Annotated in this window: 27 protein-coding genes; 20 read left to right on the top strand and 7 right to left on the bottom strand. The window is 44.4% G+C overall.

Annotated elements, in window-relative coordinates; genetic code table 11:
• Positions 1 to 72: 72 nt before the first annotated feature.
• The 7 genes from vsple_RS15380 (at position 73) to vsple_RS15350 (ending at position 5,357) form a co-directional block, all read left to right on the top strand.
• Positions 73 to 909, top strand: coding sequence for a DUF4198 domain-containing protein (locus tag vsple_RS15380; RefSeq protein ID WP_255232729.1), 837 nt, complete (start codon positions 73 to 75; stop codon positions 907 to 909).
• Positions 910 to 1,004: 95 nt separating this feature from the next.
• Positions 1,005 to 1,340, top strand: coding sequence for a hypothetical protein (locus vsple_RS15375; RefSeq protein ID WP_261883740.1), 336 nt, complete (start codon positions 1,005 to 1,007; stop codon positions 1,338 to 1,340).
• On the top strand, positions 1,337 to 1,903 hold the full coding sequence (locus vsple_RS15370; protein ID WP_261883739.1) for a DUF6162 family protein: 567 nt from the start codon (positions 1,337 to 1,339) through the stop codon (positions 1,901 to 1,903). Before vsple_RS15375 ends, vsple_RS15370 begins: the two co-directional genes overlap by 4 nt.
• Before the next feature lie 16 nt (positions 1,904 to 1,919).
• Positions 1,920 to 2,855, top strand: coding sequence for a metal ABC transporter solute-binding protein, Zn/Mn family (locus tag vsple_RS15365; RefSeq protein WP_261883738.1), 936 nt, complete (start codon positions 1,920 to 1,922; stop codon positions 2,853 to 2,855).
• On the top strand, positions 2,855 to 3,589 hold the full coding sequence (locus vsple_RS15360; RefSeq protein ID WP_255232733.1) for a metal ABC transporter ATP-binding protein: 735 nt from the start codon (positions 2,855 to 2,857) through the stop codon (positions 3,587 to 3,589). Before vsple_RS15365 ends, vsple_RS15360 begins: the two co-directional genes overlap by 1 nt.
• Positions 3,589 to 4,464, top strand: coding sequence for a metal ABC transporter permease (locus vsple_RS15355; protein ID WP_261883737.1), 876 nt, complete (start codon positions 3,589 to 3,591; stop codon positions 4,462 to 4,464). Before vsple_RS15360 ends, vsple_RS15355 begins: the two co-directional genes overlap by 1 nt.
• Entirely contained in the window at positions 4,464 to 5,357 is an 894-nt protein-coding gene (locus tag vsple_RS15350) for a metal ABC transporter substrate-binding protein (protein WP_261883736.1), read from the top strand. The genes vsple_RS15355 and vsple_RS15350 overlap by 1 nt, the downstream gene beginning before the upstream one ends.
• A gap of 78 nt (positions 5,358 to 5,435) precedes the next feature.
• Here vsple_RS15350 and vsple_RS15345 read toward each other — a convergent pair whose 3' ends face one another.
• Complete coding sequence (locus vsple_RS15345) at positions 5,436 to 5,633, bottom strand: DUF2986 domain-containing protein (protein ID WP_255232736.1); 198 nt, start codon at positions 5,631 to 5,633, stop codon at positions 5,436 to 5,438.
• A gap of 180 nt (positions 5,634 to 5,813) precedes the next feature.
• Between vsple_RS15345 and vsple_RS15340 the strand changes: the two genes are divergently transcribed.
• Positions 5,814 to 6,200 (top strand): nitrous oxide-stimulated promoter family protein, encoded by a 387-nt coding sequence (locus vsple_RS15340; RefSeq protein WP_261883735.1) that lies wholly within the window; start codon positions 5,814 to 5,816, stop codon positions 6,198 to 6,200.
• 71 nt (positions 6,201 to 6,271) lie between these two features.
• On the opposite strand, the gene vsple_RS15335 is transcribed toward vsple_RS15340, so the two are convergent.
• Positions 6,272 to 7,669 carry an MATE family efflux transporter gene (locus tag vsple_RS15335; RefSeq protein WP_255232738.1) on the bottom strand — a complete coding sequence of 466 codons (1,398 nt, stop codon included), beginning with the start codon at positions 7,667 to 7,669 and terminating at the stop codon, positions 6,272 to 6,274.
• A 50-nt stretch (positions 7,670 to 7,719) separates the two neighbouring features.
• Here vsple_RS15335 and vsple_RS15330 point away from each other — a divergent pair, with 50 nt between their 5' ends.
• Positions 7,720 to 8,616: a helix-turn-helix transcriptional regulator gene (locus vsple_RS15330; protein WP_261883734.1), complete on the top strand. Its 897-nt coding sequence runs from the start codon at positions 7,720 to 7,722 to the stop codon at positions 8,614 to 8,616.
• A gap of 200 nt (positions 8,617 to 8,816) precedes the next feature.
• Here the strand turns inward: vsple_RS15330 and vsple_RS15325 are convergent, their stop codons facing one another.
• Positions 8,817 to 9,968, bottom strand: coding sequence for an MFS transporter (locus vsple_RS15325; RefSeq protein WP_261883733.1), 1,152 nt, complete (start codon positions 9,966 to 9,968; stop codon positions 8,817 to 8,819).
• A gap of 273 nt (positions 9,969 to 10,241) precedes the next feature.
• Here vsple_RS15325 and vsple_RS15320 point away from each other — a divergent pair, with 273 nt between their 5' ends.
• Positions 10,242 to 11,900, top strand: a complete 1,659-nt coding sequence (locus tag vsple_RS15320; protein ID WP_420833812.1) for a GMC family oxidoreductase — start codon at positions 10,242 to 10,244, stop codon at positions 11,898 to 11,900.
• A 102-nt stretch (positions 11,901 to 12,002) separates the two neighbouring features.
• On the opposite strand, the gene trxC is transcribed toward vsple_RS15320, so the two are convergent.
• A complete protein-coding gene (gene trxC / locus vsple_RS15315) occupies positions 12,003 to 12,437 on the bottom strand; it encodes a thioredoxin TrxC (protein ID WP_150869549.1) in 435 nt (144 codons plus the stop codon).
• Positions 12,438 to 12,559: 122 nt separating this feature from the next.
• Here trxC and vsple_RS15310 point away from each other — a divergent pair, with 122 nt between their 5' ends.
• Together vsple_RS15310 and vsple_RS15305 are read left to right on the top strand one after the other, a co-directional pair.
• On the top strand, positions 12,560 to 13,654 hold the full coding sequence (locus vsple_RS15310) for a ketoacyl-ACP synthase III (RefSeq protein WP_255232787.1): 1,095 nt from the start codon (positions 12,560 to 12,562) through the stop codon (positions 13,652 to 13,654).
• Between the two features lie 19 nt (positions 13,655 to 13,673).
• Positions 13,674 to 14,138 (top strand): GNAT family N-acetyltransferase, encoded by a 465-nt coding sequence (locus vsple_RS15305; RefSeq protein WP_261884038.1) that lies wholly within the window; start codon positions 13,674 to 13,676, stop codon positions 14,136 to 14,138.
• A gap of 399 nt (positions 14,139 to 14,537) precedes the next feature.
• Here vsple_RS15305 and vsple_RS15300 read toward each other — a convergent pair whose 3' ends face one another.
• Entirely contained in the window at positions 14,538 to 15,416 is an 879-nt protein-coding gene (locus vsple_RS15300; RefSeq protein WP_261883731.1) for an endonuclease/exonuclease/phosphatase family protein, read from the bottom strand.
• A gap of 303 nt (positions 15,417 to 15,719) precedes the next feature.
• On the opposite strand from vsple_RS15300, the gene nrdD reads away from it, so the two are divergent.
• From nrdD to vsple_RS15280, 4 genes are all read left to right on the top strand, one after another.
• A complete protein-coding gene (gene nrdD, locus vsple_RS15295; protein ID WP_261883730.1) occupies positions 15,720 to 17,840 on the top strand; it encodes an anaerobic ribonucleoside-triphosphate reductase in 2,121 nt (706 codons plus the stop codon).
• A 101-nt stretch (positions 17,841 to 17,941) separates the two neighbouring features.
• A complete protein-coding gene (nrdG, locus tag vsple_RS15290) occupies positions 17,942 to 18,412 on the top strand; it encodes an anaerobic ribonucleoside-triphosphate reductase-activating protein (RefSeq protein WP_261883729.1) in 471 nt (156 codons plus the stop codon).
• A gap of 237 nt (positions 18,413 to 18,649) precedes the next feature.
• Positions 18,650 to 19,834 (top strand): amino acid aminotransferase, encoded by a 1,185-nt coding sequence (locus vsple_RS15285; protein ID WP_261883728.1) that lies wholly within the window; start codon positions 18,650 to 18,652, stop codon positions 19,832 to 19,834.
• Positions 19,835 to 19,845: 11 nt separating this feature from the next.
• The gene (locus tag vsple_RS15280) at positions 19,846 to 20,544 is read left to right on the top strand and encodes an ATP-dependent zinc protease family protein (RefSeq protein ID WP_261883727.1); all 699 of its coding nucleotides are present in this window, start codon (positions 19,846 to 19,848) and stop codon (positions 20,542 to 20,544) included.
• 119 nt (positions 20,545 to 20,663) lie between these two features.
• Here vsple_RS15280 and vsple_RS15275 read toward each other — a convergent pair whose 3' ends face one another.
• Both vsple_RS15275 and vsple_RS15270 read right to left on the bottom strand, forming a co-directional pair.
• Positions 20,664 to 21,188, bottom strand: coding sequence for a hypothetical protein (locus vsple_RS15275; protein ID WP_261883726.1), 525 nt, complete (start codon positions 21,186 to 21,188; stop codon positions 20,664 to 20,666).
• Positions 21,189 to 21,272: 84 nt separating this feature from the next.
• Positions 21,273 to 21,644: a YgiW/YdeI family stress tolerance OB fold protein gene (locus tag vsple_RS15270; RefSeq protein WP_261883725.1), complete on the bottom strand. Its 372-nt coding sequence runs from the start codon at positions 21,642 to 21,644 to the stop codon at positions 21,273 to 21,275.
• A gap of 195 nt (positions 21,645 to 21,839) precedes the next feature.
• On the opposite strand from vsple_RS15270, the gene vsple_RS15265 reads away from it, so the two are divergent.
• Genes vsple_RS15265 through modC form a run of 4 tightly spaced genes read left to right on the top strand, consistent with a single transcriptional unit; the run spans position 21,840 to position 25,904 of the window.
• The gene (locus tag vsple_RS15265) at positions 21,840 to 23,315 is read left to right on the top strand and encodes a cobyric acid synthase (protein WP_261883724.1); all 1,476 of its coding nucleotides are present in this window, start codon (positions 21,840 to 21,842) and stop codon (positions 23,313 to 23,315) included.
• 32 nt (positions 23,316 to 23,347) lie between these two features.
• On the top strand, positions 23,348 to 24,103 hold the full coding sequence (gene modA, locus vsple_RS15260) for a molybdate ABC transporter substrate-binding protein (protein ID WP_255232752.1): 756 nt from the start codon (positions 23,348 to 23,350) through the stop codon (positions 24,101 to 24,103).
• Positions 24,103 to 24,801, top strand: coding sequence for a molybdate ABC transporter permease subunit (gene modB / locus vsple_RS15255; protein WP_255232753.1), 699 nt, complete (start codon positions 24,103 to 24,105; stop codon positions 24,799 to 24,801). Before modA ends, modB begins: the two co-directional genes overlap by 1 nt.
• Positions 24,798 to 25,904: a molybdenum ABC transporter ATP-binding protein ModC gene (modC, locus tag vsple_RS15250; protein WP_261883723.1), complete on the top strand. Its 1,107-nt coding sequence runs from the start codon at positions 24,798 to 24,800 to the stop codon at positions 25,902 to 25,904. Before modB ends, modC begins: the two co-directional genes overlap by 4 nt.
• The last annotated feature ends 145 nt before the right edge of the window (positions 25,905 to 26,049 follow it).

Genomic DNA, 26,049 nt, shown 5'->3' with positions numbered 1-26,049 from the left:
AACTAAATGCAAAGCACATAAGCAGCTTTAAAACTCTAATAATCGATTTATACAGAAAGAATGGACTTATTCATGATGAAACAAACAAAGATGAAAGCGTTAGCTCTAGCTGGCGTTATGGCATTCGGTCTTGCAGCGACCACAACGGCTCAAGCACACCCACGCTGGATTCTTCCTTCTCATTTTACAGTTTCTAAAGAAGGTGGCGATTGGCTGACTTTTGATGTGACTGCATCTCACGGAACATTTGTTTTTGATAAACCTGCTGGTAGCGAGAGCGCACAAATCATCATGCCAGATGGCCGCAAAGAGCGCCCTAATTTTGTTATTCGTGGTAAACGCCGTTCAAGCTTTGACTTCTATTTTGAAGAAGAAGGCACGCACAAGGTAGCGGTAAATAACGTTCCGTCATACTACACGCAGTATAAAGCGGGCCGTCGTGACACCGTAAAATGGATGCGAGCGAATAAAGCTGAGCGTGATGCGTTACTTCCTGAAAAGGCACGTGATGTTGTAACTCAAATCAGTTACACCCGAGCGGAAAGCTACATCACTGTGGGTAAGCCGACTGAGAAAGCGTTTGAGATTGAAGGCAAGTTGCTGGAGATGAAACCTATTACTCACCCTGCAGATATCATTGAAGGTGAACCGGTTACTTTCCAATTCTTCTACAACGGTGAGGTTCAGAAAGGGGTAACTGCTGAAATTACTCGTGAAGGTACGCTTTATCGCAACCACCAAGAGCAAATCGATGTGGTGAGTGACGAAAATGGCCAAATCACATTCACTCCAGATGTCGCGGGTCGTTACGTAATGAAGGCGAACTACAAAGGTGAATTGAAGGACAACCCACTAGCGGACAAAGCAAGTTCAAATGTTCACCTAACATTTGAAGCACTTCTTCAATAATCGCGTCTAAAGAGACGGCTTTATATCTGGGGCTCATTTGAGCCCTTTGTTGCTCAGTCAAGACACTGAGTTTCCCCTTTGCTAGGTAAAGAATTATGAAAATAAAAACAAAATTAATCGGTTTAGTTAAACCATGTTTGGCTTTGGGTCTTGGAGCGATCGCATTACCAGCACAAGCACACTTCCCATTAATGAACTGCTGGTTTGAGAGCGAAATTGTTGCTTGTGAAGCGGGTTACTCTGATGGCAGTAAGGCAATTGACTACTCAGTTGAAATGTTTGATTACGAAGACAATTTAATTGCCAAAGTGATGACGGATAAACGCTCGATAGCCGAATTTAAAAGACCAGACGCAGATTTTTACATTGTGTTTGATTCTGGACATGAGTTTCCTGTTGAAGTCGATGTCGTTGAGATCAGTGAGAAATGATCATTCAGTCTGTTAGAGCCGATACTGGCGGCAGAGAGGGCAAATGGGTAGCGCTGATCATCGCTTCTATCTTAGGCTTTGCAACGCTCTTGATTCCATACCACCAAGCAGAAATTCACGTCACAACAGCATTTGAGCATCAAATTCTTGTTACCGACGTTGAACAAGAAAATCTCGCAATGCTTGCAGATTTACGATTGGCTCACGAAGAGATCAGAGATCTTTATTTCGACAATGACGAGCAATGGCCAAATATAGAGTTCCTACAGGAAGAGTGGGTCGCTCCATTTATTCATGATCAGAGTTGGAAAAGAAAAGGTGAACACAACTGGATACGGCTTGGTTCAGGCTATTACTTTGCTTCACCGCAGCTAACAGGTTTCGCCGACTCTTTTCTGATGAACGCGAACTCTATCGCTCCTGAAATATGGATTAACCTCCAAGGTCAGGTCAAAGCACCGATGAAATTCGATATTGAAACGTTATCAAATGCTGGTTGGAAGCAGGTGGTGACAGAATCAGAAGCGATAGAAAACCAACATCACGAAGATGATGAACATTAAAAAAATGAGAGAGCGTATGCGAATTATTACACTATTTTTCCTATTTTGGGCGTCTTTAAGCTCTATGTTTGCTCACGCTGCAGACTACAAAATTGATGAAAACAAACTCACTGTCGGCATCACACTTCAGCCTTACTATAGCTACGTTAAAGCGGTAGTCGGTGACAAAGTTAATATCCTTCCTTTGGTTGATGCAGGCTTTAACCCACATAACTACTTGCCACAAACAAACGACTTAAAACGCCTCAGCCAGATGGATGCGATTGTTGTGAATGGTATTGGTCACGATGATTTCGCACTTAAAGTCATTGCAGCGTCACAACGTAACGACTTAGTGGTGATTGAAGCGAATAAAGAAGTGCCACTACTACCCGCACTGGGGCAATCCGTAGGCCAAGGTGCGGTGAATCCTCATACTTTCGTTGGGCTTTCTACGACTATCCAAAAGGTTTACACCATCGCTAGCGAACTATCTAAGCTTGACCCTGAAAATGCCAAGTTTTACCGCAAGAATGCTCGCAAGTATGCGAAAAAGTTCCGCTACATGAAGCGTGACGCGATGCTTTCCTTAGGTGAGTTAGACACATCTGGGATGAAAGTAGCGACAACTCATAATGCGTATGGTTACATCCTACAAGATTTTGGTGTTGATGTTGTGGCAGTGATTGAACCAGCACACGGTGTAGAGCCAAGCGCAAGCCAACTTCAAGAAACCATCGAGAAGATCCGCCAATCGGGTATTGATGTGCTCTTTTACGAACTGAATATGCCCAACCGTTTTGTTGACACCATTGAAGCTGAAACCGGCGTTCAGCTATATCGCTTCTCACACATGACGCATGGTGAATATGAAGACGACAAAGTTGAAGTGGAAATGAAACAGAATTTAGAGACTTTGATTGAAGCAATGAAGTTTGCGGCTAAGAATCAATCAGAAAAAGGGAAGGCGTAATGCAAGGCCCTTCAATTTCTATTCATCGCCTTGGTCTCCAATACGACAATAATGTCATTCTTGAGGACATTTCACTTGAACTAGGCTCTGGCGAGTGCCATGTGATCATGGGACCAAACGGTGGCGGTAAAACATCTCTGCTTCGCTCTGTTCTTGGTTTGACGCCTTTTAGTGGTGATATCGACATCCATTGGCCAGAGAAACAAAGTATTGGTTACGTACCACAGAAAGCAACTTTTGAGGCGAGTTTACCGTTAACCGTCATGGATTTCGTACTGCTCAATCAGAGCCGTACACCCTTGTTTTGGCGTCGTAAGTCTAAACAATTACAAATGGCTTTAGCCCAACTAGATCGCGTCGGCATGGCCACACGTAGCGACCGCCGTATGGGACAGCTATCGGGGGGTGAACAGCAACGTGTTTTGTTTGCTCAAGCACTACTGGATAACCCAAGCCTTTTGGTGCTCGATGAGCCAACCACAGGCATGGATGAACAAGGTGTTAGATACCTAGAGTCGCTCATTCGTGAGTGTGTGGATGAGGGTAGAACAATCCTAGCTGTACATCACGACGTTACAGCCGTAAGACGACTTGAAGCGAATGTTCATGTTGTCAATCGCGGCTTGGTTGACAGTGGCGCGCATCAAGAAGTGTTGCACCCAAGCAAGATTGAAAGCTTATTCCAACACTATAGCAGTGGCGCCAATTACACCAAACAGTCGGAGGTTGCGTAATGGATTGGTTGCGCGAATTGGCGGTTTCTGGTGTTGAGGCTGGAATACTGTCTGAAAGTTTTATGTACGCCTTTATGGTAAACGCACTGGTGGCAGCGCTACTGTTAGGCCCGTTACTTGGTGGCTTAGGTACTTTGGTTATTGCTAAACGCTTGGCATTCTTTTCTGAGGCGGTTGGTCACGCCGCATTGACGGGGATTGCTATCGGAGTGTTACTTGGCGAACCACCAGAGAACCCGTTTATTGGACTTTTTAGCTTCTGCATGATCTTCGCATTGTTACTGCATTTTGTCAGAAACAGAACCAACGTTCCTTACGACACTTTGGTGGGTGTATTTCTAGCATTGGCATTAGCGGTGGGCGCGGCGCTCCTTATGTACGTTGCGCGTAAGATCAATATCCACATGCTAGAGAACGTGTTGTTTGGTTCGATATTAACAGTGACGGACCGCGACTTAGCGATTTTAGCAGGAAGCTGCGCCTTGATTATCTTGCTGCTGATTCCAACGTTTAACCGTATTCTATTGACCTGTATTAGCCCCGATATTGCGAAAGTGCGTGGTTACAACACCAGTTTCTACGACTATCTGTTCGTAATGATGATCACCTTGGTCACCATCGCTGCAGTTAAGATTGTTGGAGCCGTGTTGGTGGGTGCATTGTTGCTCATTCCAGGCGCTACAGCTCGTTTGTTAACAAAGCGCATGGGCAGTTTTGTGCTGTTATCTGCATGGCTGGCAACCATTGCATGTCTAGTTGGAACCATATTGCCGATGGAGCTGAAACTTCCTGTCCCTTCAGGAGCCTCTATCATTATTGTGTCTGCAAGCTTTTTCCTTCTGGCGACACTATACCGAATCGTGAGAAAAGCGTAATGATTAATCGAAAGTTAAAGAAAGTAGGGTTAGCGTCCAGTTTAGCCGCTTTGAGTATCTTCTCTGCATCAAGTCATGCTGAAGATATTTTGGTCAGCACGCCTGTGACTTATGCATTGGCGACTGAACTAACAAAAGGCACAGAGCTAACAACGGAATATCTACCCCCGAAGCGATACGGTATTGAACGTTTACCGAATTGGTTTTCAACGAAAGGACAATCGAAAGTCATGGCGTCGGGTGCGGAAGCAACGGTTGCGTTGACTCTGGGTTCAGTATGGCCTGAAGATCTAACGTTTGTACATGCGAGACAAGCCAATATTCGTTTGGTCGAGGTAGATGCCGCGCAAGCTATCACACCGAGAGCACAGGGTGTGGCAGTGTTGACGTTGTCGAATGGTCAAGTATCAAAATATGCGTGGTTGAATCCGACGAATTTAACTCGCATGGCAGCAATTGTTGCAGACGATTTTAAAAAGCTTTGGCCTACGAAAGCTGAGCAGATTGATGGTAACCTACAACGTATCATGCTGGACGTGCGCGAGTTGATTAATCAACAACAAGCTATGCTTTTCGATAATGAAGTCGATTCAGTGGTGCTGCTTAATGAAAACCTTGAAGATTTTGCGTCAGGCAGTCAGTTGTTTGTTGAAGAGAGATTGTTCACGGCGGAATTAGAGTGGTCAGAACAAGACAAAGCAAACCTTAAAGCGTTGTTTGAAGATGATGATTCGTTGTGGCTAGTCACGTCACGAAAGCCAACTAAGCTACTTACCTCTCTAGTGCCTGAAAGTCGTATTTTGGTGGTCGACTCATTAGATCGTTGGGGGCGTGCGGGAATTGATTCTCAGGCACCGTTAAAGCGCTGGGAGCTAAAAACACTTAAGAGCTAACTTTGACAATATCCATAACCAAAAAGCAGCTACGAAGGCTGCTTTTTTGTATTTGTAATTCGATACAGTGAATCTATTTTATTCAGCGCTATCGCTGCTCGATTCAGAAGAAAGGTCACTTTGCTCGGCAGCGGCTTGTTGTGCTTTCTCTTCTTCTTCCATTTTTGCGCGCTCTGCTTTTGAGATGTAGCGAGGTTTGTTGCTCTTATGCAGCTTGGCGTTCGCCTTTTTCTGTTTCTTTTTTAAAATATCGTTGATCTTTTTCTTGCGATTCATGGCTGCATAACCTTGTAATTTATTAAGGCGTTGGAGGATAATCATTTTAGATAAATAACTCAATGCTTGAGTGGCGATTTAACGCAATGAGGTAGGGACATGGTAGGTAGGCGAATACGATTCGTCTGTATACACAAAGGAGTGTGGATTTGTCGCTCAATGGTTGGCAAGTGAGAGTTCATGTACCAAAGCAAAGATATATTAATGGGTGGGTTAGCAACCGAGTTTAAAACGGTTGTTGCTATGGTTGAGATCTATTGTAAAGACCATCATAAGACCAACGGCCTGTGTCAGGAGTGCACCGCTCTGCTTGAGTATGCAGAGACGCGTTTGGACCGATGTCCATATGGTGAGGCAAAACCAACTTGTAATAAGTGTCCAATACACTGTTATAAACCTGATCCTAAAGAACAGATGCGCTTGGTCATGCGCTACTCAGGGCCGAGGATGCTACTTAAACATCCAATATTGGCGATTCGTCACCTGTTACACGAAAGGCGTGTTGTTCCAATTAAGCCTGAAGCGAACGCTTCAAATCGTCATGTAAGAATGAGTAAGAACAAATGAATGAGGGCCTGTTAGTCAGGCCCTTATCTTTGGTGTTGTCTTTGTTTTCAGCGGAGGTGTTTAGAAAAGCGTTAAGCAGCTTGCGGCTCTTCGGTACTGATCGTCAGGTTATTAATCCAGCGACGGCTCATATAGCGATGTGAACAAATTGCTAACTTCACCACTTCTTCTACTAGCATCAAACCGTAGATGTATTTGAAATCCCATCCTGCGATGAAAGCGCCGTAGAAACAGACAGGAATACCCACCATCCACATCGCGATAAAGTCCATTCTTAGACAGAAAGGGTTGTCGCCACCCGCGCGAATAATGCCGTTGATGATCACCATGTTTAGCATACGAATCACTACCGCAAAGCACATGATGGTGATTGCTGGGGATGCAAGAGGGTAGAGCGCAGCCTCATTGAGGTTTAGCCACGTAAGAACATGTTCTTTACCTATAAATAGCGCAGCTCCCACTAGTACGCCGAAACCTACTACCGCTTTAATAAACGTCAGCCCCATACGCATCGCTTGGTCAAACTCGTCACGACCAAGTGAATGACCAAGCAACACTGAGCACGCGACGGATATACCGAAGAACACGGAATAACAAAGCGACTCAAAAGGCGCCAACATAGAGAACACAGCAAGCTCAGTGGTTCCCATGTGACCAAAGATCATTTGATAAGCCATAGTTCCGACAGCCCAAAGAACAGCGTTAAGCGTCAATGGCAATGCTAAGCGACGGTAAGACAGCCATAACGAAGGGCGATGCATAGAGCTCTCCGTTGTTAGCAACCAGTGCTTTTTCACTCTCATGTACGCGTACATCATGCCCACTTGAATTAAGCGCGCTAATGTTGTCGCTAAAGCGGCACCCGCTACGCCCATCGCTGGTAAACCAAATGCACCTTGAATCAGCACAAAGTTCAATGCAATGTTCAGAGCGATGGTTATGGCACCAAGGATCAAAGGTGTCACTGTATCACCCGAAGAGCGCATACTTGCTTCGGTTACGATCACAATGTGTGTTAACAACAGTACTGGGAAGCCGTACCAAAGATAAGCGGCACCCAGATCAATAACAGACTGATCGCTGGTTTGTAGCATCATTAACAGTTTTGCACCCAAGGTTATCACCAGGGTAACAGGCACGAGTACTTTCAGACCAAACGTCATTGCAATGGACGTTACTGTACGCGCGCTCTTTCGGTCGTTTTTTCCCCAATATTGGGCAACCAGAGTACCGTTTGCTGATGCTAGTCCTGCCATAATCATAATGGCAACGAAATGCCATTTTGATGCAATTCCCACAGCGGCAGCAGCTTCCATTCCAAAATCACTCACCATAAGCACATCGGCTAAGGCAAGTATCGCAACCAAGGCGCTCTGTAAAGCGACAGGCAAACCAAGCTTTACAATGCGAGATAAAAGGTGCTCTGGCTTGTGGTTGGCATTTGAGTTAGGGTTAATGTTCGTGGTCATAAGCTCTCCAATTGATGGCAGAACTATAGTGATTTGGAAGAGATAAAAACATGTTCAAAAAACAACAAAACCTGTGCAAATCCGTCATTGATCAAATGAAGCCAAAAAACGTGTGGCAAGATGAGGTGTTTCTTGCTGAAACGTGTAAAGAACGATTTTTAACCGTTGAAGATATTCCAGAAATGAAACGTAGTGGCGTATTCATGGGAGGAATGGCGAAGCTGTATGATCAGTATTGGGTCGAGCGAGAGCGTGTGAATGTCCATACTTTGATCTTCACTCAAGAAGGAGGAGGAATCTTAACCACGCCAGATTATGTTCAAGAGATCTCTCCCTACACTTTGGTTGTCCTTCCAGCGGGCAGCGCATTTCGCTTTGAATTAGACCCACAACACAACTTTTGGAAGATGGCATGGATGTTATTGCCTGATACTGATCAGTGGAAGCATATTGCTGACTTAGGTCAATCGATCGTTCCGTTTAGTGAGTGTGAGCAGGTTTGGTCACTAATGAACCTGATCTACTTTGAGATTGGAGGTAGGGCGAGCTACCGTAAACTATTGGTCAGTGAAATCGTAAGAATGCTCACCGGATTCGAACCTAAATCCACTAGCACAACAGCACGAATTCAAGCGCTCTACAATGAAATCGAAAGCAGTTTACACTTACCGTGGACGGTTGTGGGTATGGCGGAACAGGTGTTTGTAAGTGAAGAACAGCTCAACAGAGTCACTAAGTCTCTGTTCCAAATGTCACCAAGGAGTAAGCTGATTCAGTTAAGAATGGAAAAAGCCGCGAGCTTACTCAAGTATCGAGAATGGTCGATCTCGATGATCTCACATCGCTTGGGCTACAAGGACCCATACAACTTCTCACACCGATTTAAAAAACACTTTGGACTGTCTCCAAGTCAATATCGCAAACGCTTGATTGATCGTATTAAATGATCATTTTTGATCTCAGTAGCTTTGAAAGCACAGTAAGGATTAAGGTTAAAGTAGAAGTGTGTTATTGGATGAGAGAGTGTGGTGTGAGTAGTGTTTGTGATGGCTTTACCCAAGAAATTTGACGCTGAAGTTAGTGTGTGGAGTGTACTAAAGCTTCAGCGTCAAAGGTTTGATTTATTTGGTGTTCCTATATGTCTATGTTACTCGCCTGCAATTTGTAGCTGAGAGCGTTTTAGACTCGCAATCAACATGTAGATGGTGGTAGCAAGCAAAGACGCAAACAAGTAGGTAAACAAGCCTGCTTGAGAGTTCATAAAGCTGTCTGCGACGACAGGTCCAGCAACAGAGCCGATGCTGTAGCAAAGTAGCATCACTTGCGTCACGGATACTAAGTAGCTTGGGTCTAAGTTGCGGCAACCAAGGTTAATCGCAATTGGGTAAAGTGCAAATGTCGCCATTCCCAAAACAAGGAGGCTCATACCTAGTACGTAAAGGCCAGAGTCAAGCGATAGTACCGCGATGCTCGCAACACCCATCAAGCTAAATAGCGCCATTAGCAGAACTAGACCAACATATTTAGACAGCCAAGTCACAACTGGTTGGATCGCCATGCCCCCAATGATCACCAGTGCCATTAGGCCACCGATGTCTTCATGAGCAATGTTACGTTGCTCAAGTTCAACTGGCATTAGTCCATAAATTGCACCAAGTGTCAGACCAGACACAATGCAACCAATCAGTGCGCTGTGACTTAGCTTACTGATCTGCTTAAGTGACAATGTTTGTGCGTCGTGCATCTGTGGCGCGGTTGCTTGACCATAAAGCAATACAATGATCGCACCAAACAATAGTGTGAACATTGCAATGAACGGCACGCCACCAGTAATCCCTAGGTATCCGATACCAAGTTGACCAATGGCGGTACCACCGTACAGTGAGCACATGTAAATGGCTAAACGTTTTGCACGCTGAGACTCTTCGCCGCTCATCAACCAAGACTCTACGACAACAAAAATGCCAGCGACCGAAATACCAGCGATGAAGCGGGCCGCCAACCAGACAGCGGCATCTGGTAGTAGTGGCAATGCTAAGATCGTCGCAATGAACACACTTAGGCACAGTACAAATGCACGTTGGTGACCGACTTTTGCAATCGCACGCTCAATCATCAATGTGCCTACGAGTAGACCTGCGTAGAAGGCGCTCGCTAACCAACTTGATAATGAGCTCTCTAAACCGTATTCAGATAACATTAATGGCAAAGAGCTCATCATGTAACCGGATGCAATAGCGTAGAAAGACAGCGCAATAACTGGAACCGTTATGCGCGTGTTGGTTTGGATGTTGTCCAATGCGGGAGCCTCTATATCGTTGTAGAACAGTGAAATATTTGTAGAACAGTGAATTTTCCGCGACTATGGAGCACAAAGAGCATTAGGTAAAACGAATAAAAATGACCGTTAAGATAAATAATTTTTATCGAGAAAAACCGACAAAATAGCCCCATAAAATTGACGATAAAGATTTTCGATATGTGTGTATGCGCACAGTTCTGCCAATAACAGTGACAGGTAAGGTTCTACAATGAGAATTAGGTCCAACTCAAAGGAAGGAGTTCACAATTGATGCAGTATGATTTCATTATTGTCGGAGGCGGTTCTGCAGGATGTGTGTTGGCGTCACGGCTCTCAGAAGACCCTAGTATCGAAGTGTGCTTATTAGAGGCGGGTGGTAAAGACAATAGTCCTTTGATTCATACGCCTGTCGGTGTTGCTGCCATTATGCCGACGAAAATTCACAACTGGGGATTTGAGACTGTCCCCCAATCGGGGTTGAACGGACGCAAAGGTTACCAACCACGCGGTAAGACCTTAGGTGGGTCGAGTTCTATCAATGCCATGATGTACGCCCGCGGCCACAAGTATGACTACGATTTGTGGCAACAGCTAGGCAACGCAGGATGGAGCTACCAAGAGTGTTTGCCTTATTTTAAGAAAGCTGAAAATAACGAACAACACTGCGATGACTATCATGGACAAGGTGGTCCGTTGAACGTGGCTAACCTCCGTAGTCCGAGTCAAATGATTGAACGTTATTTGGATGCATGTGAATCGATCGGGGTGCCACGAAATCCCGATGTGAATGGTGCAGAGCAATTCGGCGCGATGGCAACTCAAGTGACTCAGTTAAATGGTGAGCGGTGCAGTGCCGCCAAAGCATACCTAACCCCAAACTTAGATAGGAAAAATCTAACGGTTGTCACCAATGCAACCGTGCATAAGGTACTTTTTGAGGGCAAAACGGCAGTCGGCATTGAGTACGGCACAAAAGAGCAATTATTTCAGATCGGTGCGCGCAAAGAAGTCATCTTATCTGCAGGAGCTTTTGGTTCACCGCAAATACTGATGTTGTCCGGCGTCGGGCCAACGAATGAGCTTGAACAGCACGGATTGCCAATCGTCCACTCTTTAGAAGGCGTCGGGCAAAATCTTCAAGATCACATCGACCTGATTCACAGCTACAAGTGCAGCGATAAACATGAGACGTTTGGTATATCGCTACAAATGAGCGCTGATATGACCAAAGCGTTACCTTTATGGCTTAAAGAACGAACCGGCAGAATGACCAGTAACTTTGCGGAAGGTATTGGCTTTTTGTATTCCGAACAGGGTTTGACGATACCAGATCTAGAGTTTGTATTTGTTGTTGCCGTTGTCGATGACCATGCACGGAAAATTCATATGAGTCATGGATTCAGTTCTCACGTCACTCTATTGAGACCAAAAAGCCGTGGAACGGTCACACTTCAAAGCAGTAACCCATACGATCCTCCAAAGATCGATCCGGCCTTCTTCAGTGATCCTGACGATATGGAGGTGATGATAAAAGGTTGGAAGAAACAATATCAAATGATGGAAAGTGCGCCGTTTGATGATGTACGCGGAGCTAATTTTTATCCAGTTGACGCTTCAGATGACCAAGCCATTGAACAAGATATTCGAAATCGTGCAGATACTCAGTATCACCCGGTAGGTACTTGTAAAATGGGTACAGTGTCAGACAACTCTGCAGTGGTAGATGAAAACCTTAAGGTTTATGGATTACAAGGAATCCGAGTGGTTGATGCGTCAATTATGCCAACCTTAGTTGGGGCGAATACCAATGCACCGACGATCATGATTGCTGAGAAGATTTCTGATCAGATCAAAAAGGAGCACGGCTTGTGTGAATTCCGAGAGTCAGAAGAAGGTGAGATGACAAAAGAGCGTGAGCTAGCGATTTAAATGCGATTTTAAGGCTTTTTATCGCCATATCTAAAAGTGTTGCGGTTTAAGTAAATACGCGAGAAAAGTCAGAACAGTGTAGGCTGTTCTGACTTAATGTATTTATTTGGTTAGAGCTTGATTAAGCCACTGATCAAATTGGCCTTTTGGTAAAGCGCCATTAATGGTGTCTACCACTTTACCTTGTTTAAACACCATAACGGTTGGAATACTACGAATCGCAAACTGAGCGGCGAGCTGTTGTTGCTCTTCGGTATTGATCTTCACAAAACGCACATTGCCGTTTCGTTCAGCGGCAACATCACTAAATACCGGTGCAAAGCCGACACATGGGTTACACCATGTTGCCCAGAAGTCGACCACAACTGGCTGGTCGCTGTTAAGCAACGTTGAAAAGTTAACACTGGTTCCTTCCACTGGCGCGCCGTCTAAAAGTGGCGCTTTACATTTACCACATGTCGGGCTCTCTGAAACACGCTCAGAGGGAACACGGTTAACACCCTGACAAGCAGGGCAACGAGTATTGAATGTAGACATAACTTTCTCTTTTTATTGCTTCACATTGGTTAACGCGATTTACGAATTAGCCCCTGTGTGCTTATACTGTTTGAAACAACACTACGATACTCAAATAAAAACAAACAATAAATAGGTAAATGATGACAAAGTTTTACGCTGAAATTACCGGGTGGGGAAAGTGTCTACCGCCAGCGACGCTCTCCAATGACGACCTAAGTACTTTTATCGATACGTCTGACGAGTGGATTCGTACAAGAACAGGGATTGAAAATAGAAGAATTAGCCACGTTAATACATCCGATTTAGCGACAGTTGCAGCTCAGCATGCGATGGCTTGTGCTGGTTTAACTGCTGATGATATTGATATTGTCATTGTTGCGACTTGCTCTCCTGACTCTCTCATTCCAAACACCGCTTCAAAAGTACAGCAAAACCTTGGTATTAAAGGTGCAGCAGCATTTGATTTGAATGCAGCGTGTACTGGCTTCCTTTATGGTCTCGAAACGGCGACGCGCTTAATTCAAGCGGGTAACTACCGCAACGCTATCGTAATTGGTGCTGAAAGACTGTCATTCTTCATTGACTGGACCAAGCGTGATACTGCAGTTCTATTTGGTGATGGAGCCGGTGCTGCTGTGCTGTCTCGTACTGAAAAGCAAGTTGGCCTACAACAAGCTCAAATTGGTTGTGATGCGGAAGGTCGCGATATTCTAGCGGTGCCTAAGTTCGGTACTTCAATGGATCGCTTTGCAGCGGATAATGGTTACTGGGATTTTGACTTTGTTGGTAAAGAGATCTTCAAGCGTGCAGTGAAAGGGATGGGCGCAGCCGCTCATACCGTACTGAGTCGAACTGGTATTTCAACAGACAACATTGATGTGGTTATTCCACACCAAGCGAACATTCGTATTATTCATACCTTGTGTGACATGGCGGGTATTGAGAAAGAGAAAGCCTTCGTTAACATTCAAAACTACGGTAACACCTCTGCCGCAACTGTGCCTATTGCTATGTGTGAAGCGCTTGAACAGGGTGCTGTTAAGCCAGGTGCGAATATTCTTGTAGCTGCGTTTGGTGCAGGTCTTACATGGGGTGCTGGCCACATTACGTGGGGTGAACGTGTTGAGCCGCTGGGTACTTCAAATGCAACACTTCCTGATAGTGATAAATCAGCGTTGGAGCTGTTAGAAAAAGCCATTTTACACTGTAAAACGCGCCCTAATTCAGAGATGTAATCCGATGAGCGTAAGGTTAATGCAAGCTGAAGACCTTGATGGTGCAGCGAGAGTGCATCAACAAGCGTTTCTACGCCAAACCAAATCCAAAGAGTGGTTACAGTGTAACTTAAACGCGTCGCCACGCTTCATTAATTTTGTGTTAGAGCTTGATGGCGAGATTCATGGTTATATCATTTGGGTTCAAAAAAGCGGTTTTCGTCCAGAAGCTGTTTTAGAGCTAGAACAATTGGCGGTTTCTACCGAACAACAAGGTAAAGGCTTAGGCCGTAAACTGATACTTGATTCGTTAAAAGTAGTTAAAGAAGTGCTAGCGGAACAAGGCTCAACGCTCAAACATGTTTTGGTGACGACTAGGGCAGATAACTTTGCACAGCAGCTGTATAAATCAACACTGGGTGCTGAGGTTGAATCCACGATTTCAAACCTATACTCGGCTGATGAAGTACTCATGATCGCAAGAAACGTAGGTCAACGAATTTAGTTTGCCGTGTTTCTTAAAACGCCCGCAGTGATTTGTCTCTCTGCGGGCGTTTTTGTTTATCTCTTTAGCGGTCATTTCACTAGGGCGCGTTGATCTTTCGAGCTGTTTTTTGCAGCGAGTTGCTGGGTATTTATACAAGGCAGAGGCTTTGATGTGTAGCTAGCCTACATGAGAAGCCGATAACGCAGTAGAAATGACCAGCAAACGCTGCCCGAAGGGTTCGAGCTGGGCGCCCCCGCAAAAAGCGTTTTACTCTTTGTTGAGGGAGATTTGCTTAGAATAACTAGGCTACTTCTCCCTCGCCGCGATTAAAACGCTTTTGACTAGGCGTCCCTATCCGAACAAAATTTAACCACGAAAGGTCAACACGCCTTAATATATCTTAATTATAATAGTGGCCTAACGCCCTAACTGCGTTGATACAGGGCAGTGATCACTAAGAAAGTAATCAAGGACATCTTGAGAAGGGAACACGTACTGTTTTGTCCATGATGTACTCAAATCGTTACTGACTATAATGTGGTCGATCAGAGAGCGGAATTGATGAGTTCGGTTTTTGTTGCTATTGGAGCGTACTTTACAGTCCGCCGCCGTCGAACGGGTTGCCAATTGCGCTCGGTTGTTTTCACTCAGTGCAGACCAAAGCCAGTCACCACGATAGGATAGGTTATGATTGAAATCACCCAGTACCGCATAACTCTGTTGTTTCTTTTCCCGTTCCACTATCCAATCATTTAACACCTTCGCTTGCTGCTTGAGTCGCTCACAGTTGTTATTGCGTTTGTAAGCGCCGCTACAACCCGCTTTTAAGTGTACAGAGAGCAAATGTACCGGTTTATCATGAAGCTCCGCTACAATGTAGCTTGCAAACCTAAGCTTACTGCCAGATCGTGTTTCAAGCTTTAAGTCGGGCTTGTTAACGACATCAATATTCTGTCTAACAGCGAAGCCTGTGTATTGGTTTACATCTGAGAACTGGTTCGCTTTGTAGCGGTTAGATGCTCGGTCAGACATCACGATACGATAATCAGAACCAACGACACGCTTTATCGCTTCAATATTATCGACCTCTTGAAATGCCAACACATCGCTATTGAGTTGCTTAAAGTGATAATTGAGTTGGTTAAAATCATCCTGCGTACGAAGCTCACTCATTTTATTCACAGCCTCATTGGTTGATAACCATTCAATATTCCAACTGGATATGCTTAAAGGTGCACTTAAAACGGTACTACTAAATAGGCAGGTGGTGATAACCCACTTTTGAAGTCTATTCACGGCGTTTTTCTCTGAATTTTGTGTTGATTTTCCCTGAGCCGTTATCCTACAACACTTGGCAAAAATTCAAGGCTTTTTAGCCAATTTTTTATTGTTACATTGTTTCTTTTCGACTTGAGAGACAACGTCATAAGATTGAATTGATCTTAGTCAGCACTCCTCTTTTATTGATCCAAATCAATACTCGCGTTTGGTGGTTCTCGTTAAATACGCCACAATATCTAGTGTTAGTTAAACGATAAATCGCTCTATATAGTGTGTTTGTGGATAAGTCTGTGAATACCTAGAGAGTAAGGAGAAGTGGTGAAATCAATCGTAATCAAGCGTGATGGCTCAAGAGCTCCATTCAGCAGAGATCGCATTCAAGCTGCAGTGGAAGCAGCATCAGAAAAGTCAGATAAGGAAATCGCCATTTATGCTTTGAATGTGGCATTGGCTGTAGAATTAAAGCTCGATGAGTACGATGAAGTTCATATCTCTGAAATTCAAACCATGGTTGAGAATGAGCTTATGCAGGGGCCTTATAAATCTCTTGCTCGCGCGTACATTGAATACCGCCACGACCGCGATATTGCGCGTGAAAAGCAAAGTGCTTTGACACGCGAAATCGAAGGCCTGATTGAAGAGAGCAACGTTGACCTAATCAACGAAAATGCCAACAAAGACGGTAAAGTGATTCCAACACAGCGTGATCTTCTTGCTGGTATCGTGGCTAAACACTATGCGAAAACACACATTTTGCCACGTGATATCGTTCAAGCGCACGAAAGCGGCGACATTCACTATCACGATCTAGATTACGCACCATTCTTCCCGATGTTTAACTGCATGCTGATCGACTTAAAAGGCATGTTAACTCATGGTTTTAAGATGGGTAACGCCGAGATTGATACACCAAAATCAATCTCAACTGCCACAGCTGTAACAGCCCAGATTATTGCACAAGTGGCGAGCCACATTTACGGCGGTACGACGATCAACCGTATTGACGAAGTACTAGAACCTTATGTGATGGCGAGCTACGAGAAGCACCTTCAACTTGCGAAAGAGTGGGATATCCATAACCCTGAAGCCTTTGCTATCGCACGCACAGAGAAAGAGTGTTATGACGCATTCCAATCGCTAGAGTACGAAGTAAACACGTTACATACGGCGAATGGACAAACACCATTTGTGACGTTTGGTTTTGGTTTGGGCGAAAGCTGGGGATCGAAATTGATCCAGCAATCGATCTTGAAAAACCGCATCGCTGGCCTTGGTAAGAACCGTAAAACAGCGGTATTCCCAAAACTGGTTTTTGCAATCAAAGATGGCCTAAACCACAAGTCAGATGATCCGAATTACGATATCAAACAGCTAGCGCTTGAGTGTGCTTCTAAGCGCATGTACCCAGATATCCTTAACTACGACAAAGTTGTAGAAGTGACAGGTTCATTCAAAACACCGATGGGTTGTCGCAGCTTCTTAAATACTTACGAAGAGAACGGTGAGCTTATCCATGAAGGTCGTAACAACTTAGGTGTTGTGAGCCTTAACCTGCCACGTATTGCTATCAATGCGAAAGGCGACATGACTAAGTTCTACGCATTGCTAGACGAAAAGTTAAAACTGGCTCGTCGTGCACTAGAGACACGTATCAGCCGTCTTGAAAACGTGAAAGCACGTGTTGCGCCGATTCTTTATATGGAAGGTGCGTGTGGCGTTCGTCTGAAAGCTGACGATTCGATTGCAGATATCTTTAAGAACGGCCGTGCTTCGGTGTCTCTTGGCTATATCGGTATTCATGAAGCGATGACTGCGTTGTTTGGTACAGAAACGCACCTTTATGATGACACTGAGATGCGTAACAAGGCACTTGAGCTTGTTCAATACATGAAACGCGAAGTAGAAACTTGGACCAAAGAGACAGGGTATGCGTTTAGCCTATACGGCACGCCAAGTGAAAACCTATGTAGTCGCTTCTGCAGCATCGATACTAAAGAGTTTGGTGTGATTGAAGGTGTAACGGATCGTGGTTACTACACCAACAGCTTCCACCTAGATGTTCAGAAGAAGGTAAACCCTTACGATAAGATCGATTTTGAGATGCCTTATCCAGAAATCTCAAGTGGTGGTTTTATCTGTTACGGCGAATTCCCTAACATGCAGAAGAACATCGAAGCGCTTGAAAACGTTTGGGATTATAGCTACACGCGTGTGCCTTACTACGGTACAAATACACCGATTGATGAGTGTTACGAGTGTGGTTATAACGGTGAGTTCGACTGTACGAGTAAAGGTTTTACCTGTCCTAAATGTGGTAACCATGACTCAACCAAAGTGTCAGTAACACGCCGTGTTTGTGGTTACCTAGGCAGTCCAGATGCTCGACCATTCAACTTTGGTAAGCAGGAAGAAGTTAAGCGTCGCGTTAAGCACCTGTAACTCACTAGAACTTCTCACCTGTTAAGCGAAGACTCCCTCTGATGTTAGAGGGAGTTTGGTCGTTTGAATCAAGCGCTCTAATCCTAAATATCGGCAACTCTATGAATTATCATCAATATCATCCAATCGACGTCGTAAATGGTCCCGGTACACGCTGTACACTGTTTGTATCTGGTTGCGTTCATCAGTGTCGCGGCTGTTACAATCAATCGACACAACGCTTAGACTCTGGGCATCTGTTCACTCAGGAGCTTGAGGATCACATTATTGCCGATCTTAATGATGACCGAATCAAACGTCGTGGGCTTTCTTTGTCTGGAGGGGATCCCTTGCATCCAGCGAACGTGGCTGATGTCTTGAAACTGGTTAAACGCGTTAAGAGTGAATGCCAAAATAAAGATATATGGATGTGGACAGGGTATGAGTTAGATGAACTCGACGACAAGCAGAAAGAGGTATTGAGTTATATTGATACCTTGATTGATGGCCGTTTTGAGCAAGATAAAGCCGATCCGATGTTGGATTGGCGTGGTAGTTCTAACCAAATCATTCATCGTTTCACTGACATTTAATCTTTTCTGGCTTAATCGAAGAAATAAGGGCTTATCCGCAGCTTAAACTGCAAATGAAGCCCTTAGGTGTGAGTTCTTTAGTTATTCCCAACAATGTGGTTGTGCTTTGCTCAATAAATCGACGGTTATCAGATTACTCATGCTTACTAAGCGCTTCTAATAAAAAATGTTTCTGATTTGACTATGATAATGTTAACGTAAAACTCATTACTTGAATTTCAAAGGGTTGTGACTTTCATGTTTTCACATCTACCAAAACCAACTTTAGATCCAATTCTCTCTCTGTCTGTGGCTTACCGTGGCGATGAACGTCCAAACAAAGTCGACCTAGGCATTGGGGTTTACCGCAACAACCAAGGTGAAACGCCAATCATGAAGGCCGTTTCAATGGCACAAGATATTGTCGTTGAAAACCAGAAAACCAAAGCTTACGTTGGCCTAGCGGGTTGCGAAGAGTTTAACCAAAGTATGATCGACCTGTTGTTGAAAGGAACTTCTGCAATGGATCGTGTTGCCGCTATTCAAACGCCAGGGGCGAGTGGTGCTCTGCGTATGCTGGGCGACCTGATGAAAGTGGCACAGCCAGATACAACGGTTTGGATCTCTAATCCGAGCTACGTCAATCACCGACCAGTGATGGAAGCGGCAGGACTAAAAGTTAAGCACTACTCTTACTTTAGCCCTGAAACAAAACAGGTTGATACAGCAAGAATGCTTGAAGAGCTATCACAAGCAGGTCCTAATGATGTTGTTCTTCTGCATGGATGTTGTCATAACCCAACGGGTGCGGACATCGACTTTGCTGCATGGCAGGAAATCACTGCGCTCTCACAGAAGAATGGCTTCCTTCCGTTTGTTGATATTGCTTACCAAGGTTTTGGTGATGGTCTTGAAGAAGATGCGAAAGGTCTTCAGTTCATGGCTGATAATGTCGAAGAGATGCTAATTACAACTTCTTGCTCGAAAAACTTCGGTTTGTACCGTGAGAGAACAGGCGCGGCAATTGTGGTTGGTAAAAATAGCCAAGAAGTGGGTAATGCGAAAGGTAAGCTTCTTACCCTTGCTCGTTCTACTTACACTATGCCGCCAGATCACGGTGCGGCGCTAGTGAAAACAATTCTTCAAAATCAAGAGCTAACGCGAATTTGGAAGCAAGAATTGAGTGAGATGCAGGGGCGTTTGTTAAATCTTCGCCAAACATTATGTAATGAATTGCGAAATACCCATAACACGTCACACTTTGACTTCATTGAGAGCCATAAAGGTATGTTTACTGTACTAGGCTTTAAAGAAGCTCAAATGAATCAATTACGTGAAGAGTATGGTATTTACGGTGTTGGTGATGGTCGCATCAATATCGCAGGTCTCTCAGAATCTCATATTCCTTACGTAGCCAACGCAATCGCTAATGTATCAAAATAAATGGTGACTGAATGTACAATTGGAAAGCAATTATAACCCTGATGTTGAGTGGTGGTCTTGTTGCTTGTTCTACGACGAGTCAAGTTCCTGTCGAACCCGAACAGAAACCACAAATCGAACAACCTGTTGTTGACGATTCAAGTCAAGCGGAACAAAAAGACGGGGAGTCTTCTAAAGAGCCCGTAACTGAAACTGAAAAAGAGCCAGAAAAAGTTGAGAAACCCGCTGACCCAGAAAAGAAACCCGAGCCACCTAAAAAGCCAGAGAAAGTAACAAAAACTCCTGATGGTAAGTTAATTCTTGGTGAAGAAGAGTGGGTTTATGTTCCCGGTCTAGAGGAGTCGTTTAAAGCACGCGTTGATACAGGTGCAACGACATCTTCAATCAGCGCCATTGATGTCGTTCCGTTCGAGAGAGATGGCAAAGATTGGGTTAAGTTCAAAATTGAACACGATGGCATTAAGAGCCAGGAAGTGAGTTTACCGGTTGAGCGTTGGGTTAAGATCAAGCAATCTAGTGCCGAAGGTACACAGCGCCGAGCCGTGATCGTTGCTAGTATCCAGATCGGTGATCTTAAAGACAAAACTGAATTTACATTGGCTGATCGTACTCACTTGAAATATCCACTGCTCTTGGGTCGTAGCTTCTTTAGAGACGTAGCAGTCGTAGACGTGAGTAAGAAATACGTTCAAGACAAAATCAAAAAATAATCAGTAGTATTAATACTGATACAGACAAAAATCCCGACAGGCGCAAACCTATGGGGATTTTTTAATTCTAAAAATTTTTAAATAAATTAATGAACGATGATATGGCGACAAAAGAGGGTTTAGAAGCCAAAACGCGCTGACATCAGTACTTGGTGACCATAAGTACCGTTGTTACGCATATCAACACCGACAGACAGTTGTTCTGTTGAATGGAAACGGGCACCGAAGCCAACGATAGAGTTAGTACCATCATTATCAATAAGCTGACCCAAGCGTGCATTAACTTCGATGTTGGCCATCAACCATGCTTTGACACCGACGTTGACTTCAGTTTTAAAGTTGTTGTCGTCATTGCGTTCAATATTGTGTAACAACATTTGACCATAGATATCAGCAAATTGACCAATTGGGCCGTTGAATCCAATGCCCGCTGCCGCATCCCAGTCTTGTTCAAAACCAGAATCTATACGGCCAATAAAGTGTGCGTTTTGGGTAAATAGTGTCGTGAACTCACCACCAAATGTACTTGGGCTAGCACCCATTCGGATTTCAAAAGTGTTGTAGTTGAAATTGTTCGCCGACGCGGCAAATGAACACAGCGTGCTTAATCCGATCAGTAGCGTTTTTTTTGCGTAACCCTGCATGGTGACTCCAATTTTTTGTATTTAGGGCAGTATATACAAAAAAGCCTGCAATATGCAGGCCATTTTAATTAGAGTCAATCGAGATTATAGAATTTGGATATGGTCAACTTCGATCTCTGGGGTTTTACCACCTTCATACTCGCCAAAAATACGTACTTGTGTTTCCGCCGTCAGTGGCTGACTTAGCTTGATATCATCGTCTAACTCGATTTGGATTTCGCTTTGACCATCAGAGAAGATGAACTTGTCATGACGTACTTGTCGCACAATTTTACCGTCTACTATTGCTTCTTGTTCAGAAAACATACTTGTGTTTTCAAACAGTGTCGCAATCGTTGTTGATTCTACAGGGCCTGTGTAAGAGATACCGCTGTTGTTGTTTTGATGACCACCGGCTAGCGCGATAGCTGGAGTTAGGATAACGGATGCTGCGATTGCCAGGATTGCTTTTTTCATAATAACGACCTCATTGGTTATGTTTAGTTGAAACGCTTTGTTTCGATGAGGCTATTAAACAACACAAGGTTTGAATTCAGCGTGAGTAAGGTATTCATTTTCCATTCATTTTCTTGAGCATCTTATTATCAATAGCGCTACTATAGAGACAAAAGCGCGCTTGTATGCGTCTAAAAATGAAGGAAATCAGTTTTCATGTTAACACCACTTAAAGCTCTTATGGTTCAGGGCACGACATCGGATGCCGGGAAAAGTGTATTGGTGGCAGGTTTATGCCGCGTATTGGCTCGACGTGGCGTTAAGGTCGCCCCCTTCAAACCACAAAATATGGCACTGAATAGTGCTGTGACTGAAGACGGTGGTGAAATTGGCAGAGCGCAAGCTGTTCAGGCTCAAGCTTGTAATATTAAGCCGACAGTTCACATGAATCCAGTACTCCTCAAACCTAATTCAGATACAGGTGCACAAGTTATTCTACAAGGACGTGCGCTAACCAACATGGAAGCTACTGGCTATCATGACTACAAGAAAGTCGCTATGAATACCGTGATAGACTCATTCGATCGTCTTCAGTCTGACTATGAGAGCGTGATGATTGAGGGGGCGGGCAGCCCAGCTGAGATCAACCTTCGTGAAAATGATATCGCCAATATGGGGTTTGCCGAAGAAGCAGACGTGCCGGTTATCATTATTGCAGACATCGATAGGGGTGGGGTTTTTGCCCATTTATACGGTACTTTGGCATTGTTGTCAGAATCAGAACAGGCGCGGGTTGTTGGCTTTGTGATCAACCGCTTCCGTGGTGACATTAAGTTGCTTGAGTCAGGCTTAGATTGGTTAGAAGAGAAAACGGGCAAGCCTGTGCTTGGTGTTTTACCCTATTTGCATGGATTCAATCTAGAAGCAGAAGATGCGATCACTACAGCGCAAGAGTCCAACGGCAACGCTAAACTAAAGGTTGTAGTACCGATATTTACTCGTATTAGTAATCACACAGACTTTGATACTTTACGCCTAAACCCTGACATTGATCTGCGTTATGTAGGAAAAGGTGAGCGTTTAGATGGAGCAGACCTTATTATTTTGCCTGGCACTAAGTCCGTCAGGGCAGATCTTGATTACATGCGTGAGCAAGGCTGGGACAGAGATCTTAAACGTCACCTTCGTCTCGGCGGTAAGGTTGTCGGGATCTGCGGTGGTTATCAAATGCTAGGAATGTCAATTGATGATCCGGATGGTGTGGAAGGGCAGCCAGGATCTTCTATTGGTTTGGGTTTGTTAGAAACAACGACTGTTTTGACACAACAGAAAACACTGACCAATGTGAGCGGACGGCTAACCTTGAGTGGCTGTGTATCTGAAGTAAAAGGGTATGAGATTCATGTAGGCAAGACTCAAATCAAAGAAAAAGATGCGCCGATCCAGTTAGACTCTGGAGCCATTGATGGAGCAGTAAATAGCGAAAACAGTATATTCGGAACTTATCTTCATGGCCTGTTTGATAATAGCGATGCACTCGCTTCGATTTGTCAGTGGGCTGGTGCAAGCTCTGTGGCGACGATTGACCATCACGCACTAAAAGAAGAAGGCATCAATCGAATTGCCGACGCAATCGAAGAATATATGAAACTTGACCTATTGTGGCCAGAACTGGCTTCCATTGAAAAATAGATTTAATGAACAATCACGTGAAAGAGAGTGTGATGCAGAAACGATTGCTGACCGCAGCGCTTGCTATTATGGCTTTTCAGGTATCCGCGCAAGACACTATTAAAGTCTATGCCGCGTCTTCAATGACTAACGTTGTTGATGAATTGATCGATGAATTTGAAAAGAGTAACGATATTGATGTCACACCAGTGTATGCGAGTACATCGTCATTGGTTCGTCAAATAGAGCGAGGAGCACCCGCAGACGTGTTCATCGCCGCGAATGAAAAATGGATGACACATCTAGTCGATAGAGGGTATGTTTCAAGTGACAATGTCACCACTTGGGTTGGCAATGAACTGGTTTTGATTTCATCGAAATCAGACAACACGGACTACTCTCAGTTTCGCCTTGGTGATGCTACGGCATGGCAGGCCACGCTTGAAGGGGAGCGGTTGGCTGTGGGTAATACTATGTCAGTGCCTGCCGGTATTTATGCGAAAGAATCTTTGGAGGCATTAAAAGTGTGGGACAGTGTTCGTACTCGTCTAGCTCCGAGTAATAATGTACGCATGGCACTGGCATTGGTTGAAAGACAAGAAGCGATACTGGGTATTGTATATAAAACTGACGCTATGCTTTCCAAAGACGTTTCGATAGTTGATACGTTTCCGGAGTCCTCACATACTCCGATACGTTACCCTGTAGCAAAATTGAATACTAACGAATCAACACAAGCTTTTTATACCTTTATGCAGGGCGAGTTTTCTAAGTCAGTCCTCGAGCGCTACGGTTTTAATACGCACTAATGTTTTATTTATCGGATTACGAATATCAAGCTCTTCTGCTAAGTATTAAGGTCGCAGGCTTTGCCATATTGTGGTTGATACCAATAGGTATTGGTCTTGCCTGGCTACTTGCGAAAAAGCAGTTTATCGGAAAAGGCTTGGTGGAAAGTCTTGTTCATCTCCCTTTGGTGCTTCCTCCGGTTGTAATCGGCTATTTGTTACTGGTTTTAATGGGCAGGCAGGGCATTATTGGCTCGTGGCTCAATGAAGTTTTTGGATTGGTGTTTAGCTTCAGTTGGAAGGGAGCTTCTCTGGCGTGTATCGTTGTTGCTCTGCCACTGATGGTGCGTTCTATCCGTTTAAGTTTAGAAACCGTCGACAGTAAACTGGAAGAAGCCGCTGCCACATTAGGCGCATCGCCAATTAAGGTTTTCTTTACGATCACTCTGCCGTTGATGATCCCGGGTATTATCACTGGCACTATGTTGTCATTCGCTCGTAGCTTAGGTGAGTTTGGCGCAACCATCAGTTTTGTATCTAATATCCCGGGTGAAACGCAGACGATTCCTTTAGCTATGTATACGTTTATTGAGACTCCCGGCGCAGAGATGGAAGCTGCGCGACTTTGTGCAATCTCTATAGCAATTGCTCTCGGCTCTCTTATGTTATCTGAGTGGCTGAATCGCAAGACGGTGATTAAACTAGGGGGGAGTCAGTGAGCCAATTGATCCTAAAATATCAGCAAAAGCTTGGTGAGACTGAATTTGATGTTGACCTGACCCTACCTAGCCAAGGCATCACAGCGATCTTTGGTCGTTCCGGTGCAGGAAAAACCTCTTTAATTAATGCCATTAGCGGCCTTAAGAATCCTGACAATGGTAAGATTGAGGTCTCCGATAAAATCCTATTCGATAGCACTCAAGGAATTGATCTGCCTGTCCATCAGCGTCAAGTAGGTTACGTGTTTCAAGAGTCTCGACTTTTCCCGCATATGAAAGTATCGAGTAACTTAAAATATGGTGTTAAAACGACGGATCAGCAGCATTTCGATCAAGTTGTGGATCTTTTGTCGTTGGGCTCGTTACTTGATCGTTATCCCGCTAAGTTGTCTGGTGGAGAGAAACAAAGAGTCGCCATTGGTCGAGCACTGTTGTCCAAACCAAGTATTTTGTTAATGGACGAACCGTTAGCGTCGTTAGATTTGCCGCGTAAACGGGAAGTGATGCCGTTTTTAGAAAACCTTTCCGAAAACGTAAAAATCCCGATTGTTTATGTGACTCACAGTCTGAATGAGATCCTTAGACTCTCGAATTACTTGGTCATCTTAGATCAAGGTAAAGTGACATCTGCAGGAAAAACGGAACAGGTGTGGGCTTCTCGTGCGATGAGACCGTGGCAATCATTTTCTGAGCAAAGTTCTCTGTTTGAGGCGAAAATTGTTCAACATAACAGTGACTACGCGCTCTCTAAGCTAGCTCTGGGAGAAAAGACCTCTCTTTGGGTTCAGCAAGTTGATAACCCAATTGATGCGTCAGTTAGGCTGCAGATCCGCGCTAACGACGTGTCGTTGTCATTACAGAAGCCCAAAAGCACATCGATACGTAACATTTTACCTGCAGTTATTCGCAGAGTGGAGACGCAACAGCACCGACATAATAAACAGAGCGTGGCAGTAGAACTCGAGCTTGAACCGGGTTGCTATTTGTGGGCGACCATCACTCTATGGGCATTGGATGAGCTGAGCCTAACGATCGGGCAACGTGTGTTTGCTCAGATCAAAGGGGTGAGTGTGGCGCAGCGTGACATTGCAGTCACTCATTAAGTGTTGACTGTGAATCAGCACACTAACCACATGGCAACCTGTGACACTAGTACCATATATTAAGATTCTATTTGCGATGAATAGCAAAAAGCCGCTCAATAGGAGCGGCTTTAGTTTTCTATTATAGAACAGAAGGTTATCTATT

The sequence above is a fragment of the Vibrio pelagius genome (assembly GCF_024347575.1).
GTDB lineage: Bacteria > Pseudomonadota > Gammaproteobacteria > Enterobacterales > Vibrionaceae > Vibrio > Vibrio pelagius.
This window is presented reverse-complemented; position numbering and strand designations above follow the sequence as displayed.

Coding starts and splice junctions, on each gene's coding strand:
- vsple_RS15380 (WP_255232729.1), top strand. CDS start 73: ATGATGAAACAAACAAAGATGAAAGCGTTAGCTCTAGCTGGCGTTATG.
- vsple_RS15375 (WP_261883740.1), top strand. CDS start 1,005: ATGAAAATAAAAACAAAATTAATCGGTTTAGTTAAACCATGTTTGGCT.
- vsple_RS15370 (WP_261883739.1), top strand. CDS start 1,337: ATGATCATTCAGTCTGTTAGAGCCGATACTGGCGGCAGAGAGGGCAAA.
- vsple_RS15365 (WP_261883738.1), top strand. CDS start 1,920: ATGCGAATTATTACACTATTTTTCCTATTTTGGGCGTCTTTAAGCTCT.
- vsple_RS15360 (WP_255232733.1), top strand. CDS start 2,855: ATGCAAGGCCCTTCAATTTCTATTCATCGCCTTGGTCTCCAATACGAC.
- vsple_RS15355 (WP_261883737.1), top strand. CDS start 3,589: ATGGATTGGTTGCGCGAATTGGCGGTTTCTGGTGTTGAGGCTGGAATA.
- vsple_RS15350 (WP_261883736.1), top strand. CDS start 4,464: ATGATTAATCGAAAGTTAAAGAAAGTAGGGTTAGCGTCCAGTTTAGCC.
- vsple_RS15345 (WP_255232736.1), bottom strand. CDS start 5,633: ATGAATCGCAAGAAAAAGATCAACGATATTTTAAAAAAGAAACAGAAA.
- vsple_RS15340 (WP_261883735.1), top strand. CDS start 5,814: ATGTACCAAAGCAAAGATATATTAATGGGTGGGTTAGCAACCGAGTTT.
- vsple_RS15335 (WP_255232738.1), bottom strand. CDS start 7,669: ATGACCACGAACATTAACCCTAACTCAAATGCCAACCACAAGCCAGAG.
- vsple_RS15330 (WP_261883734.1), top strand. CDS start 7,720: ATGTTCAAAAAACAACAAAACCTGTGCAAATCCGTCATTGATCAAATG.
- vsple_RS15320 (WP_420833812.1), top strand. CDS start 10,242: ATGCAGTATGATTTCATTATTGTCGGAGGCGGTTCTGCAGGATGTGTG.
- trxC (WP_150869549.1), bottom strand. CDS start 12,437: ATGTCTACATTCAATACTCGTTGCCCTGCTTGTCAGGGTGTTAACCGT.
- vsple_RS15310 (WP_255232787.1), top strand. CDS start 12,560: ATGACAAAGTTTTACGCTGAAATTACCGGGTGGGGAAAGTGTCTACCG.
- vsple_RS15305 (WP_261884038.1), top strand. CDS start 13,674: ATGCAAGCTGAAGACCTTGATGGTGCAGCGAGAGTGCATCAACAAGCG.
- nrdG (WP_261883729.1), top strand. CDS start 17,942: ATGAATTATCATCAATATCATCCAATCGACGTCGTAAATGGTCCCGGT.
- vsple_RS15285 (WP_261883728.1), top strand. CDS start 18,650: ATGTTTTCACATCTACCAAAACCAACTTTAGATCCAATTCTCTCTCTG.
- vsple_RS15280 (WP_261883727.1), top strand. CDS start 19,846: ATGTACAATTGGAAAGCAATTATAACCCTGATGTTGAGTGGTGGTCTT.
- vsple_RS15275 (WP_261883726.1), bottom strand. CDS start 21,188: ATGCAGGGTTACGCAAAAAAAACGCTACTGATCGGATTAAGCACGCTG.
- vsple_RS15270 (WP_261883725.1), bottom strand. CDS start 21,644: ATGAAAAAAGCAATCCTGGCAATCGCAGCATCCGTTATCCTAACTCCA.
- vsple_RS15265 (WP_261883724.1), top strand. CDS start 21,840: ATGTTAACACCACTTAAAGCTCTTATGGTTCAGGGCACGACATCGGAT.
- modA (WP_255232752.1), top strand. CDS start 23,348: ATGCAGAAACGATTGCTGACCGCAGCGCTTGCTATTATGGCTTTTCAG.
- modB (WP_255232753.1), top strand. CDS start 24,103: ATGTTTTATTTATCGGATTACGAATATCAAGCTCTTCTGCTAAGTATT.